At 55.6% G+C, this 18,084-nt stretch carries 14 protein-coding genes; 7 read left to right on the plus strand and 7 right to left on the minus strand.

Features of this window, described 5'->3' with window-relative positions; all coding sequences use genetic code 11:
* Positions 1-216: 216 nt before the first annotated feature.
* Positions 217-1,740: a membrane-bound lytic murein transglycosylase MltF gene (mltF, locus tag NH461_RS12885; RefSeq protein ID WP_261600740.1), complete on the plus strand. Its 1,524-nt coding sequence runs from the start codon at positions 217-219 to the stop codon at positions 1,738-1,740.
* Positions 1,741-1,883: 143 nt separating this feature from the next.
* Here the strand turns inward: mltF and tadA are convergent, their stop codons facing one another.
* Positions 1,884-2,468, minus strand: a complete 585-nt coding sequence (gene tadA, locus NH461_RS12890) for a tRNA adenosine(34) deaminase TadA (RefSeq protein ID WP_261600741.1) — start codon at positions 2,466-2,468, stop codon at positions 1,884-1,886.
* A 232-nt stretch (positions 2,469-2,700) separates the two neighbouring features.
* On the opposite strand from tadA, the gene NH461_RS12895 reads away from it, so the two are divergent.
* The gene (locus NH461_RS12895; RefSeq protein ID WP_261600742.1) at positions 2,701-3,831 is read left to right on the plus strand and encodes an S-(hydroxymethyl)glutathione dehydrogenase/class III alcohol dehydrogenase; all 1,131 of its coding nucleotides are present in this window, start codon (positions 2,701-2,703) and stop codon (positions 3,829-3,831) included.
* 61 nt (positions 3,832-3,892) lie between these two features.
* Complete coding sequence (gene fghA, locus NH461_RS12900) at positions 3,893-4,741, plus strand: S-formylglutathione hydrolase (protein WP_315903224.1); 849 nt, start codon at positions 3,893-3,895, stop codon at positions 4,739-4,741.
* A gap of 107 nt (positions 4,742-4,848) precedes the next feature.
* Here the strand turns inward: fghA and NH461_RS12905 are convergent, their stop codons facing one another.
* The gene (locus NH461_RS12905) at positions 4,849-6,405 is read right to left on the minus strand and encodes an AbgT family transporter (protein ID WP_261600743.1); all 1,557 of its coding nucleotides are present in this window, start codon (positions 6,403-6,405) and stop codon (positions 4,849-4,851) included.
* A 336-nt stretch (positions 6,406-6,741) separates the two neighbouring features.
* Positions 6,742-8,301, minus strand: a complete 1,560-nt coding sequence (locus NH461_RS12910; protein ID WP_261600744.1) for an AbgT family transporter — start codon at positions 8,299-8,301, stop codon at positions 6,742-6,744.
* A gap of 454 nt (positions 8,302-8,755) precedes the next feature.
* Between NH461_RS12910 and NH461_RS12915 the strand changes: the two genes are divergently transcribed.
* Together NH461_RS12915 and NH461_RS12920 are read left to right on the plus strand one after the other, a co-directional pair.
* Positions 8,756-9,283, plus strand: coding sequence for a MarR family winged helix-turn-helix transcriptional regulator (locus NH461_RS12915; protein WP_261600745.1), 528 nt, complete (start codon positions 8,756-8,758; stop codon positions 9,281-9,283).
* Positions 9,284-9,403: 120 nt separating this feature from the next.
* Positions 9,404-9,745, plus strand: coding sequence for a DUF6616 family protein (locus tag NH461_RS12920; protein WP_261600746.1), 342 nt, complete (start codon positions 9,404-9,406; stop codon positions 9,743-9,745).
* 144 nt (positions 9,746-9,889) lie between these two features.
* On the opposite strand, the gene guaA is transcribed toward NH461_RS12920, so the two are convergent.
* Together guaA and guaB are read right to left on the minus strand one after the other, a co-directional pair.
* Positions 9,890-11,473 (minus strand): glutamine-hydrolyzing GMP synthase, encoded by a 1,584-nt coding sequence (guaA, locus tag NH461_RS12925; protein ID WP_261600747.1) that lies wholly within the window; start codon positions 11,471-11,473, stop codon positions 9,890-9,892.
* 148 nt (positions 11,474-11,621) lie between these two features.
* Entirely contained in the window at positions 11,622-13,088 is a 1,467-nt protein-coding gene (gene guaB, locus NH461_RS12930) for an IMP dehydrogenase (RefSeq protein ID WP_261600748.1), read from the minus strand.
* Positions 13,089-13,344: 256 nt separating this feature from the next.
* Between guaB and xseA the strand changes: the two genes are divergently transcribed.
* A complete protein-coding gene (gene xseA / locus NH461_RS12935) occupies positions 13,345-14,697 on the plus strand; it encodes an exodeoxyribonuclease VII large subunit (RefSeq protein WP_410000080.1) in 1,353 nt (450 codons plus the stop codon).
* A gap of 109 nt (positions 14,698-14,806) precedes the next feature.
* On the opposite strand, the gene NH461_RS12940 is transcribed toward xseA, so the two are convergent.
* Both NH461_RS12940 and NH461_RS12945 read right to left on the minus strand, forming a co-directional pair.
* The gene (locus tag NH461_RS12940) at positions 14,807-16,420 is read right to left on the minus strand and encodes an ABC transporter ATP-binding protein (protein WP_261602908.1); all 1,614 of its coding nucleotides are present in this window, start codon (positions 16,418-16,420) and stop codon (positions 14,807-14,809) included.
* Positions 16,421-16,536: 116 nt separating this feature from the next.
* Positions 16,537-16,761: a zinc ribbon domain-containing protein gene (locus tag NH461_RS12945; RefSeq protein WP_261600749.1), complete on the minus strand. Its 225-nt coding sequence runs from the start codon at positions 16,759-16,761 to the stop codon at positions 16,537-16,539.
* 230 nt (positions 16,762-16,991) lie between these two features.
* Between NH461_RS12945 and NH461_RS12950 the strand changes: the two genes are divergently transcribed.
* A complete protein-coding gene (locus NH461_RS12950) occupies positions 16,992-17,996 on the plus strand; it encodes a LacI family DNA-binding transcriptional regulator (RefSeq protein ID WP_261600750.1) in 1,005 nt (334 codons plus the stop codon).
* Positions 17,997-18,084 lie beyond the last annotated feature (88 nt).

Genomic DNA, 18,084 nt, shown 5'->3' on the forward strand with positions numbered 1-18,084 from the left:
CGATCCGCGACAATTCTCGGGTTCCAGCCCCGGTATTGTCACGACAGCCGCTTTTATCCTGCCCGTTTCTGACCCGGGGGTTCAACATGACATCAAAACATATGCCTGAACGCACATATCAGAATAACAAGCTGTTACGGGTTAGGGCGCGTCGTTGCTTTGCGGACCTCCAGAGCTTTGGTATAAAGAACATCAAATAAAAACGATGAGCATGTATTGTTGAACAACATTCTATTTCCCCAACGCCTGCGCCTGTTGCTGGCTGCGGTGCTCAGCCTGACGCTGCTCAGCGGCTGCAACTGGCTCGAAGCCCCGGAGAAAAGCGACCTTGAGCGGATCCGCGACAGCGGCGTCCTGCGCGTGGGTACCCTGAATAACCAGTTGTCCTACTTTATCGGCAATGAAGGGCCGACCGGCCTCGACTATGAGCTGGCGCAGCGCTTCGCCGACAAACTGGGCGTCAAACTGGAAATGCAGCCGATGTTTACCCTCTCCGGGCTTTTTCCAACGCTCAAACGCGGCGATGTCGATCTCGTGGCTGCCGGCCTGACCATGACCAAAGAGCGTCTGGCTGAATTCCGAGCCGCGCCCGCGTATTACTATGCCAGCCAGATTGTGGTCTACAAAAAAGGCCAGTGGCGCCCGCGCAGCATTGAAGATTTAGCCGAAAACAAAGGCAGACTCGTGGTCGTGAAAGGCTCAAGCCACGAACGCAGCCTGGAGACCTTAAAAGTCCTGCACCCGGACCTGGCCTGGGAAGCACTGGCCGAAACTGACAGCGACGAGCTGCTGCGCTTGGTGGCGACCGGCGAACTGGACTACACCCTGGCGGACTCGGTCGACGTTGCGCTCAGCCAACGCATCCACCCTGATATTGCCACAGCGCTGGAGCTCACCGAAGATGAGCCCATCGCCTGGTTCCTCAACCAGGCAGCCGATGACAGCCTGTATGCACTGCTGATCGAATTTTTCGGCGAGCTGAAGCAGAGCGGCGAGCTGGCCAAACTGGAAGAGAAATACTTCGGCCATGTCGCCACCTTTGACTACGTCGATACCCGCGCCTTCCTGCGTGCCATTGAGAAAAAATTGCCGCGCTGGGAAAGCCTGTTCAAGAAATATTCCGAAGAGCTGGACTGGCGCTTGATCGCCGCCCTTTCCTATCAGGAGTCGCACTGGAACCCAAGAGCAGTCTCGCCGACCGGGGTCCGCGGAATGATGATGCTGACCTTGCCGACGGCGAAATCAGTCGGGGTGACCAATCGTCTGGATCCGGAGCAAAGTATTCGGGGTGGGGTGCAGTACCTGCGCAAGATGATCAACCGGATCCCGGACAGTGTCGAAGGCCATGAGAAGGTCTGGTTTGCCCTCGCCTCCTACAATGTCGGGTTTGGCCACCTGATGGATGCCCGCCGCCTGACCAAGAAACAAGGCGGTGATCCGGATGCCTGGAGTGACGTGAAACAGCGCCTGCCGATGCTGCGTCAGCGCAAGTACTACCGGCAGACCCGTTATGGCTATGCCCGCGGGGATGAGGCGCTCAACTACGTTGAAAATATTCGCCGTTACTACCAGAGCATCATGGGCTATGAGCAGGCGCACCGGCAGCAGCTTCAGAAAGAGCAAATCGCCGAAGTCGACGGCCTGCATACCATCACGCCACCGGAAACGCCGCCGGTAAAACCTGAAGCGATTGAGGAAGCGGCCAAGGCCGCCAAACCGACCCGAACGGCCAGTAATTAATATAGAGCCACCTGGTTGGGACCGATCAACCCCAAACGTTCAGCCCTGCATCTGCAGGGCTGATTTGATTTGTTTCAATACGCCGCGACATTTCAATACGCCGCGCCATATCGGCGGCTGCCTGCCGTCAACTTCAGGCAACACTAGCCATCCATTGGTTTTAAGTCCTGGGCAGCTTTCAGAGCCTCGGCCGCTTGCCTGGCTTTCTTTTCGGCTTTCTTCTCCGCCCGGCGGCGCTTGAAAAAGGCCTGCAACTGAGCCCGGCATTCGGCTTCCAACACACCCGCCTCGTAGGCAACATGGTGGTTGACTTCGTCATAGCTCAACAGGTTCATGATACTGCCAGCGGCACCCGTTTTCGGATCGCTGGCGCCATAAATGACTTTCCCCACCCGGCTGTGCACCATGGCCCCGGCACACATCGGACATGGCTCCAGGGTGACATACAGCGTCGTGTCGATCAGACGATAATTTTGCAGCACCTGGCCGGCCTGACGCAGCGCCATGATCTCGGCATGGGCCGTTGCATCGTGCTGGCCGATCGAGCGGTTCCAGCCTTCACCAATCACCTGCCCGTTATGGACCACCACGGCCCCCACCGGCACCTCGCCTTCGGCTTCGGCATTAGCCGCCAGCACCATCGCCCGGCGCATAAACAGTTCATCTTGGCTTTGCTCAGTCACGGCGTCGTTCTTCCCGTAGTCGCGGCTTTCAATCAGGCCGCGCATTATAGAGCCAATCCCCCGGACCACCAAGTATCACCCAAATTATTACTCATGAGTAAAAGTTATTTTCAATATTATGCAATTATCAACTTCATCGAAATAAATATACTGAGTCCATCACAATCAGTCAGGGAAAAGGCCGGTATGCTTTTTCCCTTTCGATAAAGTCTCCTACTGTTATAGCAGCATCAGGAGCCAATCCGGGGTCCGCCCCGCCAAATCCAAGAGGGACACCATGTCTGAATCCTTTATCAAATCCAAAGCCGCCATTGCCTGGGGACCCAACCAGCCACTCTCGATTGAAGAAGTCGATGTCATGCTGCCAAAAGCCGGTGAGGTGTTGGTCCGCATCGTGGCCACCGGGGTCTGCCACACCGATGCGTTTACCCTGTCCGGTGACGATCCGGAAGGCATTTTCCCGGCGATTCTCGGCCATGAAGGCGGCGGGATTGTCGAACAGGTCGGCGAAGGCGTGACCAGTGTTCAGGTCGGCGATCATGTGATCCCGCTGTACACCCCGGAATGCGGTGAGTGTAAATTCTGCCGGTCCGGCAAAACCAACCTGTGCCAGAAAATCCGCGAAACCCAGGGCAAGGGCCTGATGCCGGACGGCACCACCCGCTTCTACAAAGACGGTCAGCCGATTTACCACTACATGGGCTGCTCGACGTTCTCGGAATACACCGTACTGCCGGAGATCTCGCTGGCCAAGGTCAATAAAGATGCACCACTGGAAGAAGTCTGCCTGCTCGGCTGCGGGGTCACCACCGGGATGGGCGCGGTCCTGAAAACCGCCAAGGTTCAGGCCGGTGATACCGTGGCGATCTTTGGTCTCGGCGGGATCGGCCTGTCGGCGATTATCGGCGCTGCCATGGCCGGAGCCAGCCGGATCATCGGGGTCGACATCAACGAAGACAAGTTTGCACTGGCGAAAAAGCTGGGCGCGACTGACTGCATCAACCCGAACGATTACGACAAACCGATCCAGGACGTGATTGTCGAGATGACCGATGGCGGAGTGGATTTCTCGTTTGAATGTATCGGCAACGTCAACGTGATGCGCTCAGCACTCGAGTGTTGCCACAAGGGCTGGGGGGAGTCGGTGATCATCGGCGTCGCTGGTGCCGGACAGGAAATTTCGACCCGTCCGTTCCAGCTGGTCACCGGCCGCGTTTGGCGTGGCTCTGCGTTTGGCGGCGTCAAAGGGCGCTCTGAGTTACCTGGCATTGTGGAAGACTACATGGCCGGCAAATTCAAGCTGGATGATTTCATCACCCACACCATGGCGCTGGAAGGCATCAATGACGCGTTTGACCTGATGCATGAAGGCAAGAGTATCCGCAGTGTGATCCACTACGCCAAATAATCTTCACCGCCACAGCGCTGCCCCGGCAGCGCTGTGGCACACACGCGAGAGCCCATCACGAATGACGATTGAAAATATCAGTGCCAACAAAAGCTTCGGCGGCTGGCACAAGCAATATACTCACCGTGCCGAGTCGCTCAATTGCGACATGCGCTTTGCCATCTACCTGCCGCCACAAGTCGCCACCGGAGCCAAGGTGCCGGTGGTCTACTGGCTTTCGGGCCTGACCTGTACCGACGAGAACTTTATGCAAAAAGCCGGGGCGCACCGCATTGCCGCCGAGCTGGGAATTGCCATCGTCGCACCGGATACCAGCCCACGTGGCGACGGCGTGGCAGACGATCCGGACGGCAGCTATGATTTCGGCCTCGGGGCCGGCTTTTATGTCAACGCCACTCAACCGCCGTGGAACCGCCACTACCGCATGTACGACTATGTGGTTCAGGAGTTGCCGGCCCTGATCGAGGCCAATTTCCCGGTCAGTACGCAACGGGCGATTTGCGGCCACTCCATGGGCGGCCACGGCGCACTGATGATCAGCCTGCGCAATCCGACCCGCTACAGCTCGGTGTCTGCCTTCAGCCCGATCAGCCATCCAATGAATTGTCCGTGGGGGCAAAAAGCCTTCTCCGGCTATCTGGGCGATGACCAATCACAATGGGCCCAGTACGACAGTTGCGAGCTGATGAAACAAGCGACCGACCTGGTACCGGCACTGGTGGATCAGGGCGATCAGGACCCGTTTCTCAACGAGCAACTGAACCCCGAAACCCTCCAGCATGCAGCCAAACAAAATCAGTATCCGCTGGAACTGCGCATGCAAACCGGTTACGACCACAGCTATTATTTTATCGCCAGCTTCATCGAAGACCATCTGCGCTTCCATGCCGAGCACTTCCAGGCGAATTGATCGCTGCGCGCCAGTCTCTGATCCCTGAGCGCGCGGGGCCCAAAATACGGCGTCTGAAAACAAACAGCCCGGCACAAGGCCGGGCTGCGAACGCATTGCGGTTCGGATCAGAAACCCAACGGAATGCCGAAAGTAAAGAAGCCCACCAGCACCGCTGACCAAACCACCAGGAAGGCCGCCGAGTAAGGCACCATCATGGCAATCACATCACCAAACGACAGTTCAGGCTTATATTTACGCATGAAGGCCAGCACCACCCCGGCATAGGTCATCATCGGGGTAATGATGTTGGTTGAAGAGTCTGCTACCCGATACGCCGCCGTCACCATTTCCGGTGTCATGTCCGGATTCACCTGATACAGCATCGGCACGAAGATCGGCCCCAGCAGCATCCACTTCGACGTCAGGCCCCCAACAAACAGGTTAATCACCGCCGTGGTCAGAATGAAGCCCAGGATCAGCAGGATCGGAAAGTCCTGCAAGCCCAGCGATGCCAGGAACGTCGCCCCCAGATAGGTCACGTAGGTACCCAGATCAGAGAAGCTCAGCAACGCCAGAAAGTTGTAGGAGAAGAACGTCAGCACCAGGATGTAACCCATGGTGTTCATCTGTTTCACCATCGCCGACACCACATCCTGCATCGACTTGAACTTGCCGGTCGCCACCCCGAAGAAAATCCCAATGGTGGCAAACACCATGGCAATCAGCAGGATCACGTTATCCAGATAAGGCGTCACTTCCCGACCGGCGTCGTTGGTATAAGTCGCCAGCGGTCCCATCGCCAGTGCCGCCACGGCACCCAGCGCCAGGATCAGGCCGATGCCAGCCGCGCGTAGCCCTTTGTTCTCAGCTTCAGTCACCTGGAAATCATCCAGATTAAGATCGTCGGGGATCTGGTAGGACATTTTCTCCAGACGCGGTGTCACGAAACGCACCGTCACCCAAGCCCCCAGACCAGCCAGCAGGAAGGTCGACGTGGCAATGAAGAAATAGTGCATGGTGGCCGGGTTGATCGGATCGCCACTGGCGGTGACAAACGGGATCCCCTGGGACTCAGCAAAAATGCGGGCATTCACCCCGAGAATCACATCCGATGGCGTGGCCGGGATCAGGTTCGCCGAGAAGCCTGCCGAAACACCGGCAAATGCAGCCGCCATCCCGATCAGCGGGTTCTTGCCCAACCCGGCATATAACAATCCCGACAGCGGGATCAGGATCAGGTAACCAGCATCGCTGGCAATGGAGCTCATAATGCCGAGGAACACCACCAGGAGCGGCAACCAGCGTTCATTGATCCGCAGACCAACTTTCTTGATGACGGTAGACAGCAAGCCGGAGTGCTCGGCAATCCCAACCCCGACCATCACAATCAGGATCACGCCCAGCACACCACGTCCGAATGACAACCAGTTGGTGAGCAGCGCATTATCAAACATCCAACGGACATTTTCCGTCGCCAGCATATTTTTAATGGTGTGGGTCACCGCATTCCCGTCGGCCCCGGTGGTTTCAAACTGTAAACCACCGATCAACCCGGTCAGCGCCAGACAGAACACCAACAGGGACATAAAGATAATGACCGGGTCCGGGATTTTTTTTCCGACGCGCTCAATGAATCCAATCACGCCCGACTGGGACGGTGGTGAAGCCATGGTATCACTCATAATCGTACATCCTTACTACTTCGATTGAGTTTATGCTTTATCTAACACCAGATACAGAGGATTACTTCAATAGTTTAACTGGTGATAAATCAGCAAAATTAGATTTTAAATCCAATCTAATATGACAAGTTGGTCATATTAATCAAGATTCACAAATATCACCACAAAAGATCACTAAAATTTACAAATTTACTGATACAAAACTCTTTAGTTAGTTAACCCATATAAATTAAATAAAATAATATTCCATATTGGAATCATCATATTTCCCCCGCCTCTGTCTCCGGATAAAAAAAGGCCCTGCATTGCAGGGCCTATGGTGAACAGATGATCCGATTACAGCTGATACGTGTAAGGTGCCTGGATACCCAGTGGGATCCCCAACGCCCAGTAGGCCAACAGGAACAAGGTCCAGCCAATCAGCATCGCAATCGAGTATGGCATCATCAGCGATGCCAGAGTGCCAATACCGGCACGCTTCACATAGCGCTGCATGTAAACCACCACCAGCGGGAAGAACACCATCAGCGGCGAAATAATATTCGACACCGAATCCCCAACCCGGTACGCCGCCTGCGTCAGCTCAGGTGAAATCCCGACCGCCATCAGCATCGGCACCAGGATCGGACCAATCAGGGCCCACTTCGCCGAAGCCGAACCCACCAGCAGGTTGACAAAAGCGGTCAGTAGAATCATCCCGACAATAGTCACCTGGCCTGGCAGGTTCATCGCTTTCAGCAAGTCCGCGCCCGACAGCGCCAGCAGAGTCCCCAGGTTGGACTGGCTGAAGGCTGCCAGGAACTGAGCACAGAAGAATGCCATCACGATGTAGCCGCCCATGGTGCCCATGGTGGTCGACATCGCCTTGATAATGTCGTCACTGGACTTGAAGGTCCCGGACACCCGGCCATAGACCACACCCGGGATCACAAACAGGATGAAGATCAGCGGCACAATCGACTGCATCAGCGGCGCCGAGAACGCGGTGATCTCGCCTTCCGGCGAACGCAATGGTGAAGACTCCGGGAGCACGGCAGCAATCAGGGCCACAATCCCCAGCACCATCGCCCAACCGGCCCGGTTAAAGGCTTTCGATTCAATGGCGGTAAAAGAGCCCAGATCCGGCGCTTCTTCGGCATCGTCATCGATCGCCGTGTTGCTCAGGCGCGGCTCAATGATTTTTTCTGTCACATACCAGCCGATACTAACCACCACAATGGAAGAAAGCCCGGTGAACATCAGGTTCGCCAGCGGGTTGACGATATAAGCCGGATCCAGGATCTGGGCTGCCGACTGGGTAAAACCGGCCAACAGCGGGTCAATCCCGGATGGAATAAAGTTCGCTGAAAAGCCGCCGGACACCCCGGCAAACGCTGCCGCAATCCCGGCCAGCGGATGGCGACCGGCAGCATGGAAGATGATCCCCCCCAGCGGGATCACCAGCACATAACCGGCATCGGCCGCGGTATGCGACACAATAGCGACCAGGATCAGCATCGGTGTCAGCAACTTGGCCGGTGTGAAATTCAGCATTTTCTTCAAGCCGGTATTGATAAAGCCAGACGCTTCGGCAACCCCAACGCCCAGCATCGCGACCAGCACAATGCCCAGTGGCGCAAATCCGGTAAAGGTTTTCACCATCCCGGCCAGGAACTCAGCCAGCGACTGGCCGGTGAGCAGGTTATTAATTTCAATGGCTTGTCCGGTAACAGGATGGATCAGTCCGAATTCGAACTGAGAAAGGAGGGCGGACAAAGCCCAGACGAGCAGCAGCGCCCAGAAAAACAGCAGCGCCGGATCCGGGATTTTGTTCCCTGCCCGTTCAATGAAGTTCAGGAATTTATTCATCGCCCCTGACGGCGCTTCAGACGTGTGATTGACAGCTTGATGACTCATGGGAGCTCCATGGTAAGTGTGATGTTGGTTGTCGCGGCGCTCTGTTTATCGTTTTATGGCCGCTCGGATCAGGCCGGAAAAACCTGATTGTAAAATTGTATCGAACATCAATATCAAAAACGTACTTTCAACTCAACAACCGATATCACACAAGAATAAATATTGTAAAATGATATTAATGCAAAACATCAGACCAACAATATGCATCAATGGTAATCACAAACACCAAACAAAAAAGATACTCAAAAGTGTCTTTTTGATCACATTGATGTGTCCCGCCGCGCGAAGGTAATTCACACGCGACATCCCATGAAACCAGCCCCGCTCTCAATCAACGCTCGCACCGTCCTTGCTCCCATCACCGCCAACCAGACACGAATCAAATCATTATGCGCCTTGACTCATAATTAGTCACCATATAGTATGGCACCATACTATTTTTATAGGCCATTTTATGATGATGACTCTGGAGCAGAAGCACCTCGCCCTCCTGGAAGAAGCGGAACGTTGCGGACAAACCGGCATCAAGAATATGCGGATGTGTTTCGAGGTTTTGACGCTGGCATCAGCCATTGACCGGGCTTGCGCCGCTCGCCTGGCCCCCCACCGCCTTTCAGAAGGGAAATTCGTGCTGCTGTTTTTGCTACGCGATATGACGGAAGGGCTGGCACCGCATGAGCTGGCCAAACAGGCCGGCGTCACACGCGCCACAGTGACAGGGCTGCTCGACGGATTACAGCGCGACGGCTATCTCGAACGCCATCTGGATCCCAAAGATCGGCGCAGGGTCTCGGTACGACTAACCGCTCAAGGCCAGGCCATGGCGCAACGCCTGTTCAGCGAACATAACCAGTGGATCAGCGCCCTGTTTGCAGGATTTGACCCGCAGGAATGTGAGGCGCTCAGTGCCCTGCTCAAACGTGCCTGGGCAAACCTCGAAATGCAAGAAGAGAAGCGCAACGCCGCTACGGGTGAACGTTGATGAGTACAATGGCAGAACCTCTGCTCACACAGCTCAACAGGCAACCCGAGACCGGCAATGGCCACATCTGTAAACGCACGCGACGAACCATTCACCGTAAACATGTAAAAGGAACCCCACATGACCCATTATCTAGCCGAACTCTACACGCCGAAACCCGCCTGGCTGGCACTTGACCTGGACGCCCGCCGTCAGTTTTTTGCGGCCGTCGGCGCAGGTATGTCCGAGCTCTCAGCGCTTGGCGTGGAAGCCATCGCCTTAGGCGAAACCAATGCTTCAACACTGCATGCCGCATCCCAGCAATTTTTCGCCCTCTGGCAAGCACCTGACGAAGCGGCGATAGACGCCCTGATCTCCGGTATCGCCGCATCGGGATGGCATGATTATTTCGAAACGATCAATGCATCAGGCGCGGGAGATGGTTTGAATGGCCATCTTTCGCAGCTAATCGCACTGAACTGAGCCAAGGTAACTGACGAGGGGCATCGTCTCTGACCCGTGCTGATAACGTCGATACCACAGCCTCAAAAAACAAAAAAGCCCATGAGAACATGGGCTTTTTGATCAATTATTGCAGATCAACGTCCGCGTTAAACGAGTCAGGAATTATTCCCACTCAATCGTGGCCGGCGGCTTGCCGGACACATCGTATACGACGCGGGAAATGCCATCGACTTCGTTGATGATACGGTTTGAAACCTTACCCAGGAAGTCGTACGGCAGGTGTGCCCAGTGCGCGGTCATGAAGTCGATGGTTTCAACCGCACGCAAGGAAACAACCCAGTCGTATTTGCGGCCATCGCCCATCACGCCAACCGAGCGAACCGGCAGGAAGACGGTGAAGGCTTGAGAAACCTTGTTATACAGGTCAGCTTTGTGCAGCTCTTCAATAAAGATCGCATCGGCGCGGCGCAGCAAATCACAGTACTCTTTCTTCACTTCGCCCAGTACGCGAACCCCCAGACCTGGTCCCGGGAACGGGTGGCGGTACAGCATGTTGTACGGCAGGCCCAGCTCCAGGCCAATCTTACGGACCTCGTCTTTAAACAGCTCTTTCAGCGGCTCGACCAGACCCATTTCCATCTCTTCCGGCAGGCCGCCCACGTTGTGGTGTGACTTGATCACGTGTGCTTTACCGGTTTTCGACGCAGCAGACTCGATCACATCCGGATAGATGGTGCCCTGCGCCAGCCATTTGGCATTTTGCAGTTTGCCGGCTTCTTCATCGAAGACTTCAACAAACACACGGCCGATGATCTTCCGCTTGGCTTCCGGCTCATCCACACCTTCCAGCGCAGATAGGAAACGATCTTCCGCTTTCACGTGCACGATGTTCAGACCGAAGTGATCACCGAACATTTCCATCACCTGCTCGCCTTCGTTCAGACGCAGCAGACCATTGTCAACAAACACACAGGTTAGTCTGTCACCGATCGCGCGGTGAACCAGCATGGCAACCACAGAAGAATCCACGCCGCCGGACAGGCCGAGGATCACTTCATCGTCACCAACCTGCTCCTTAATGCGGGCCACAGCGTCTTCAATGATGTTTTCAGACGTCCACAGCTTCTCACAGCCACAGATCCCCAGTACGAAGCTTTCGATGATCCGCATGCCCTGACGGGTATGAGTCACTTCCGGGTGGAATTGCACGCCGTAAAAGTGCTTGGCTTCATTGGCCATCGCCGCGTACGGGCAGGTGTCTGTTTCTGCCACTTTCACAAAGCCTTCCGGGATCTCAACCACTTTGTCACCGTGGCTCATCCAGACATCCAGCAGACCTTTGCCGTCTTCAGACATCGCATCTTCGATGTTGTGGAAGAAGTCAGTCGGCTCAACCACTTTCACCTGTGCGTAGCCAAACTCACGCTCGGTTGAACCGGCCACCTTGCCACCCAGCTGCTCGGCCATGGTCTGCATGCCGTAACATACACCCAGCACCGGTACACCGGCTTCAAAAACATATTGCGGCGCGCGTGGGGAGCCCGCTTCCGTGACGCTCTCCGGACCACCAGAAAGAATAATGCCGTTCGGATTAAAATCGCGGATATCCGACTCAGCAACATCCCAGCTCCACAGCTCACAGTAAACACCGATTTCACGAATGCGACGGGCAATAAGTTGCGTGTACTGAGAACCGAAATCCAGGATCAGGATACGTTGGTCATGAATATTTGTGGTTGTGGTCATTATCGAGCTGTCTCAAATCAGTTTGAAAGGTGGGGGCGAAATAACGCCCCCGATCTTATACAAGTTTTGTCTTTAGGCAAACGTTTTCGCCGGGCGGTACGCCGGGTGGCGAAAATTACCCCAAACGCGGGTTAGCCGGACTGGGTGGTTAGCCACCCAGACGGTAATTCGGCGCTTCTTTGGTGATGGTCACATCATGAACATGGGACTCTTTCATCCCGGCACCGGAGATGCGGACAAATTCCGCTTTGGTGCGCAGAGCTTCGATGGTCGCAGATCCGGTCAGACCCATGCTCGAGCGCAGGCCGCCCAGTTGCTGGTGAACAATCTCTTTCAGATGGCCTTTGTAAGCGACGCGGCCTTCAATCCCTTCCGGCACCAGCTTGTCTGCTGCATTGTCGGTCTGGAAGTAACGGTCGGACGAGCCTTTCGACATCGCGCCCAGTGAGCCCATGCCGCGGTATGATTTATATGCACGGCCCTGGTACAGTTCAACTTCGCCCGGCGCTTCTTCGGTCCCGGCGAACATGGAGCCAACCATCACACATGAGGCACCGGCCGCAATGGCTTTACACATATCGCCCGAGAAGCGAATACCGCCGTCAGCAATAACCGGGATCCCGAATTCATTGGCAACCGCAGCCGCATCGGCAATGGCTGTGATTTGAGGAACACCCACACCGGTGACGATACGGGTGGTACAGATAGAGCCCGGGCCAATCCCGACTTTCACTGCGCTGACACCAGCTTCAATCAGGGCACGGGCCCCTTCAGCCGTGGCCACGTTACCGCCGACGATTGGCAGCTCAGGATAGGCTTCGCGGGTTTCACGGATACGCTGCAGTACCCCTTCAGAGTGGCCGTGTGAGGAATCAATCAGCAGCACGTCTACACCTGCTTCAACCAGGGCTTTCACACGCTCTTCGTTACCGGCACCAGCACCAACGGCAGCACCAACACGCAGGCGACCGCGGTCATCTTTACAGGCATTCGGCTTACGCTCGGCTTTCTGGAAATCTTTAGCAGTGATCATGCCACGCAGCTGGAAGTTGTCATTCACCAGCAGCACTTTTTCAACGCGGTGCTGTTGCATGATTTGCTCAACTTCTTCACGAGAGGCGCCTTCTTTGGCCGCAGCCAGCTTGCCTTTCGGCGTCATCACGTCTTCTACTTTCAAGGAAAGGTCAGTCACGAAACGGACGTCACGGCCGGTAATAATCCCCACCAGCTCGTTGCTGTCCGTGACCACCGGGTAACCGGCAAAACCGTTCTCTTCAGTCAGACGCTTCACATCTTCAATGGTGTTGTCCGGCTTGACCGTGACCGGCTCAGAGACCACACCGGCTTCGAATTTTTTCACCATGCGAACTTCGCGAGCCTGCTGCTCAATCGACATGTTCTTGTGAATGAAGCCAATCCCCCCTTCCTGAGCCAGGGCAATCGCCAGGCGGCCTTCAGTCACGGTATCCATTGACGCCGACACCATCGGGATGTTCAGCGTAATGTCTTTCGTCAGACGGGTGCGCAGATCGGCAGTGTTCGGCAGGACGGTTGAATGAGCTGGGACCAGCAGGACATCATCGAAAGTCAAAGCTTCTTGTTTGATTCGTAACATTGCAATATCTCACACCAAGTAGAAATGGAAAGAAGGATAAAATATTGCGAACGAATTATACGTAGGGTGCAATCGTTTGGCTAGAAATTTTTCATATTTTTTTCTTGCTTATTTTTCCTTGATCTGTAATATATTTCGGTTAAGTTTCCGGTGCTACGGTCTCTCAATAACGGTCAAGATCTGTCCAGTGATCTGCCTGTTGATTTTTCGACCTTTTTCCCGCGCCGTCATCCTCCGATTACAGGTGTCTTGCTTCGTGACGATGTTCGCCCCACAGACCCAATCCAATGATCGCATTTATACCGTTTCCAGCCTCAATGCCCAGGTTCGTCTGATCCTGGAAAATGAAATGGGCGTCGTCTGGCTGATCGGTGAATTATCCAACCTGTCGATGCCGGTTTCAGGCCATTGGTACTTTACCCTGAAAGATTCCCGTGCCCAGGTGAAATGCGCCATGTTCCGCGGCAACAACCGCCGCGTGACGTTTAAACCGGCAAACGGAACCCAGGTGCTGGTCAAAGCCCGCCTGTCGCTGTACGAGCCGCGTGGGGATTACCAGCTGATCATCGAGAGCATGCAGCCCGAAGGGGACGGCCGACTGCAACAGCAGTTTGAGCAACTGAAACTCTCGCTGGCCGCCGAAGGACTGCTTGCCCAGTCACTCAAACAGCCCCTGCCCGAGCAACCGCGCCGGGTCGGGATCGTGACCTCGAAAACCGGGGCGGCCCTGCATGATATTCTCAACGTGCTGAAACGACGCGATCCCAGCCTGCCGGTGGTGATCTACCCGACCCTGGTCCAGGGCGACGGGGCGGCCATTTCGATCGCCCAGGCGATCGGCCGGGCCAATGCCCGCCAGGAATGTGATGTGCTGATTGTCGGGCGTGGCGGCGGCTCGCTGGAGGATTTGTGGGCCTTTAACGAAGAAATCGTTGCCCGCACCATCGTCGCCAGCCAGATCCCGATTGTCAGTGCCGTTGGCCACGAAGTGGATGTCACCATCGCCGACTTTGTCGCCGATGTCCGTGCGCCGACCCCATCAGCCGCCGCTGAGCTGATCAGCCGCGATATGGCCCATCAGACGCAGCAGATCAGCCAACGGAAGCAACAGCTCCGTCACGCCCTGCGCCATTATCTGACCGCACATCAGGCCCGGCTGATTAATTTGCAGCACCGGCTCGATCGCCAGCACCCGCAGGTCCAGCTCAACCAGCAGCAACAGCTCCTTGACGAGCTGGCCAGCCGGATGGAGCGGGCAATGCGCCAGATGCTCAGCAACCACCAGCAGCACCTGCATCGCAACGAATACAAGTTGGCACTGCACTCTCCGGCACAAACCCTGGCCCAACAAGCCAGCCGTCTGGAACAAACCCAACGCCGGTTACATGATGCCATGGACCGTCGTTTGCTCAATGCCGGCCACCGCCTGAGCATGCTGGCAGAAAAACTGGAGACCGTCAGTCCGCTGGCGACCCTCGGACGCGGTTACTCGATCACTCGTAACGAGCAGGGGCAGGTGATCCGTTCAGCCAGCCAGGTTCAGGCCGGCGAGCGCCTCCACACCCGGGTCGCCGACGGCGAGATCCGCTCGGTGGTCAGTGAGTCTTAACCGCAGCGTTCCCGAACAAAAGGCTCCCGAGCAAAAAGTTCCCGATCAAAAAACGCCGCAATTGCGGCGTTTTTGTCTTTTCCTGAATGTTACAGACAAATCGCCTGATTCAGGCGGCTTCATCAATCAGCATACAGGCATCAATCAGGCGCTGAGTATACGGCTGTTGCGGTGCATCGAACACTTGCTGCGCCGTGCCCCGCTCAACCACCTCGCCGCGCTGCATCACAATCACTTCATCGGAGATCGCCCGGATCACCGACAAATCATGGCTGATAAATAAATACCCGATGTTATGACGCTGCTGGATATCTTTCAGCAGCTCGAGCACCGTGAGCTGTACTGAGCGATCCAGCGCTGAGGTCGGCTCGTCGAGCAGAATAAACTTCGGCTCCATAATCAGCGCCCGGGCAATCGCAATCCGCTGGCGCTGGCCGCCGGAAAATTCATGCGGATAACGGTTGATGCAGTGGGGATCCAACCGCACTTCTTCCAGCGCCTGACGGGCACGCTGCATCCGCTCCGACCTGGTTAGGCTGGTAAAGACCGTCAGCGGCTCGGTGATAATTTCTCCGATGGTCATCCGCGGCGACAGCGAGCCGTACGGATCCTGAAAGACCATCTGCATGTTCTGCTTCAGGGCATAGCGCTCCTGCTTGCTCATCGCCTGAATGTTTTTGCCTTCAAACGCAATCCGGCCGCTCGAGGGCAACAGCTGCATCAGCGCCCTTCCCAGCGTCGACTTGCCGGAGCCGGATTCGCCAACGATGCCGACTGTCTGGCCGGGGCGTACCGTCAGGCTGATCCCTTTCACCGCATCAAGGTACTCTGTTTCCTGCCCGAGCCAGTTGGTTTTCAGCACATAACGCACCCGGACATCTTCGGCCGTCAGCACAGCTTCGGCCGGGGCTGCATTGGCCGGACCATGGGCTTTCGGCTCGGCATCAAGCAGCATCTTGGTATAGCTGTGGCGGGGCTGTTCAAAAATCTGCTGGACGCTGCCGGTTTCAACCACTTCGCCTTTGCACATCACGACGACATCGTCAGCAAAGTGCTTCACCACGCCCAGATCATGGGTGATAAACAAAATCGCCATCCCCATTTCTGCCTGAATGTCTTTCAGCAGCTTGAGCACTTCAGCCTGGACGGTCACATCCAGCGCCGTGGTCGGTTCATCGGCAATCAGAATGTCCGGCTTGTTGGCGAGCGCCATGGCAATCATGATCCGCTGCAACTGGCCGCCGGAGAACTCATGTGGGTAATGACCGAGTCGCTTAGCCGGATCCGGAAGCTGCACTTTCTCAAACAGCGCAATTGTTTCAGCCATTGCGCGCTTCCGGTTGACTTTACGGTGGCACATAATAGCTTCCGCAACCTGCTCGCCGACGGACATGTACGGATTGAGCGAAGTCATCGGCTCCTGGAAAATCATCGCGATCCGATCACCCCGTACCCGTCGCAACTGCTTTTCGCTCAGCGTGAGCAATTCTTGTTGCTGAAAACGAACCGAACTCCCGGGTGCAATCGTCGCATTGGCCGGCAACAGGCCCATGATGCTGCTGGAAGAAACGGACTTACCGGAGCCGGACTCCCCGACCAAAGCCAACGTCTGGCCCTTCTCAAGCTGAAATGAAATATCTTTCACCGCAGCAACGGTTTCATCTTCCATGGTAAATGACACAGACAAATGACTGACCTGCAATAGCGGCGCCGCTGAAACCATAACCATCATCCTTTCCTTGATAATTTAATGATAATCATTATCAACAAAAATCAAGAACATTCAACCCACCAACAGTCGGGAAATACACAGAACAGCTCAATTCAGAGCACTTCAATTCAGGTCAGCTCAAAACAAATCCGTACCCGGGATTTCGATTTGAGTTCATGACACTGTGGACAGAAATAGCTGGCCGCCCCGCAGGCATTCAACTTCTCCAGCTCCTGCTCACAGTCCGGGCAAAATGCCCGCTTCCGCACCGGGTGGCGACAGTGATCACAGTAATATCCGTTCTCTTTCCAGCTTAGCGGGAGCTGGCAGCTTGGGCAGGTATTCTCATGCATAAACTTCTCTCCTTTCATCATGCAGCGCGTCTCAGGCCAGCCATGCAGTTCGCATCACAAGCACAGGCCTTGGCCCCTGACGACAATTTTGCGGTCGCTAACGTTGAAGCGCAATGACTGATTCTCAGGCGGATCCGGGTTGATCTGCCCAATGATCTTCGCGGACAATAGGCACACAGGTTCTTCCGTCAGCCTTTACCTCCGTCTTTTCAGCAGGAAACGATCCATTCATGGCAACTATTAACGACGTCTGTAAACTGGCCGGTGTCTCCAAAGCCACCGTCTCCCGGGTGATCAATCATACCGGGCAGGTCAAACCCGCGACGGCGGAAGCGGTCTATCAGGCGATGCAGACACTGAGCTACAAGCCCAATAGCCTAGCCCGGGCCTTGGCCAGCAAGCGGACCCATACGCTGGGACTGGTGGTGTCTGCCTTCGAAGGGGCCTATTTCAGCAGCCTGCTGCAACAGGCCTCCGCGACCGCGAACCAGGCCGGCAAGCAACTGATGATTATGGATGGCGGTCACAGCCAGGCATCTGAGCTGCAGGCCATTACCAGCCTGGTAGAGCGTCAGGTCGATGCGGTCATTCTCTACACCCGGCAAATGCCGATGGATCAATTAAAGCAGCTCATCACCACCCTGTCGGTGCCTTTGGTGGTGATGAACCAAATGGTCGAAGGCTTTGAGGCCCAATGCGTCTGTTTCGGGCAATACGAGGCCGCCAGTGAAGCAGCCGAGTTGTTGATTGCTCAGGGGCACCGGCACATCGCCTGCATCAGCGGGCCGCCGGATTCCTCGAACTCCCGGCTGCGGCTGCAGGGATTTCAGGACACCCTCGCCCGCCACCAGCTCAGTCCAGTAGCCGTCGAACACGGCAATTACTTCACTGCCAGTGGTTATCAGGCCTGCCAGCGTTTACTGGCCAGCGGCTGTGAATTCAGCGCGCTGTTTGCCGCCAATGACAACATGGCCATGGGGGCGATCCGCGCACTGCATGAAGCCGGTTTCCGAGTACCTGAGCAGATTTCCGTGCTGGGGTTTGATAACGATCCGGCCGGTGCCTATCTCATCCCTAGCCTGACGACCATCATGCTGCCGATCGAAGCCATGGCGCAGGCTGCCGTCGAGCAGGCATTGCGCTTGGTTCAGGGCGAACCGATCAGCCCTGTCCGCTTATTTTCGGGTAAGCTGATCCTTCGCGAATCGGTTGATCAACTTCAAAAGCCATTGTGATCAGCGATCTGCATCCAAAAGAACATTTATCAATACACACCCCGAAAGCATAAGTTACATATTCTGTTTTTGGATTTCAGACAGAATA

This window comes from Photobacterium sp. TY1-4, assembly GCF_025398175.1.
Lineage (GTDB): Bacteria > Pseudomonadota > Gammaproteobacteria > Enterobacterales > Vibrionaceae > Photobacterium.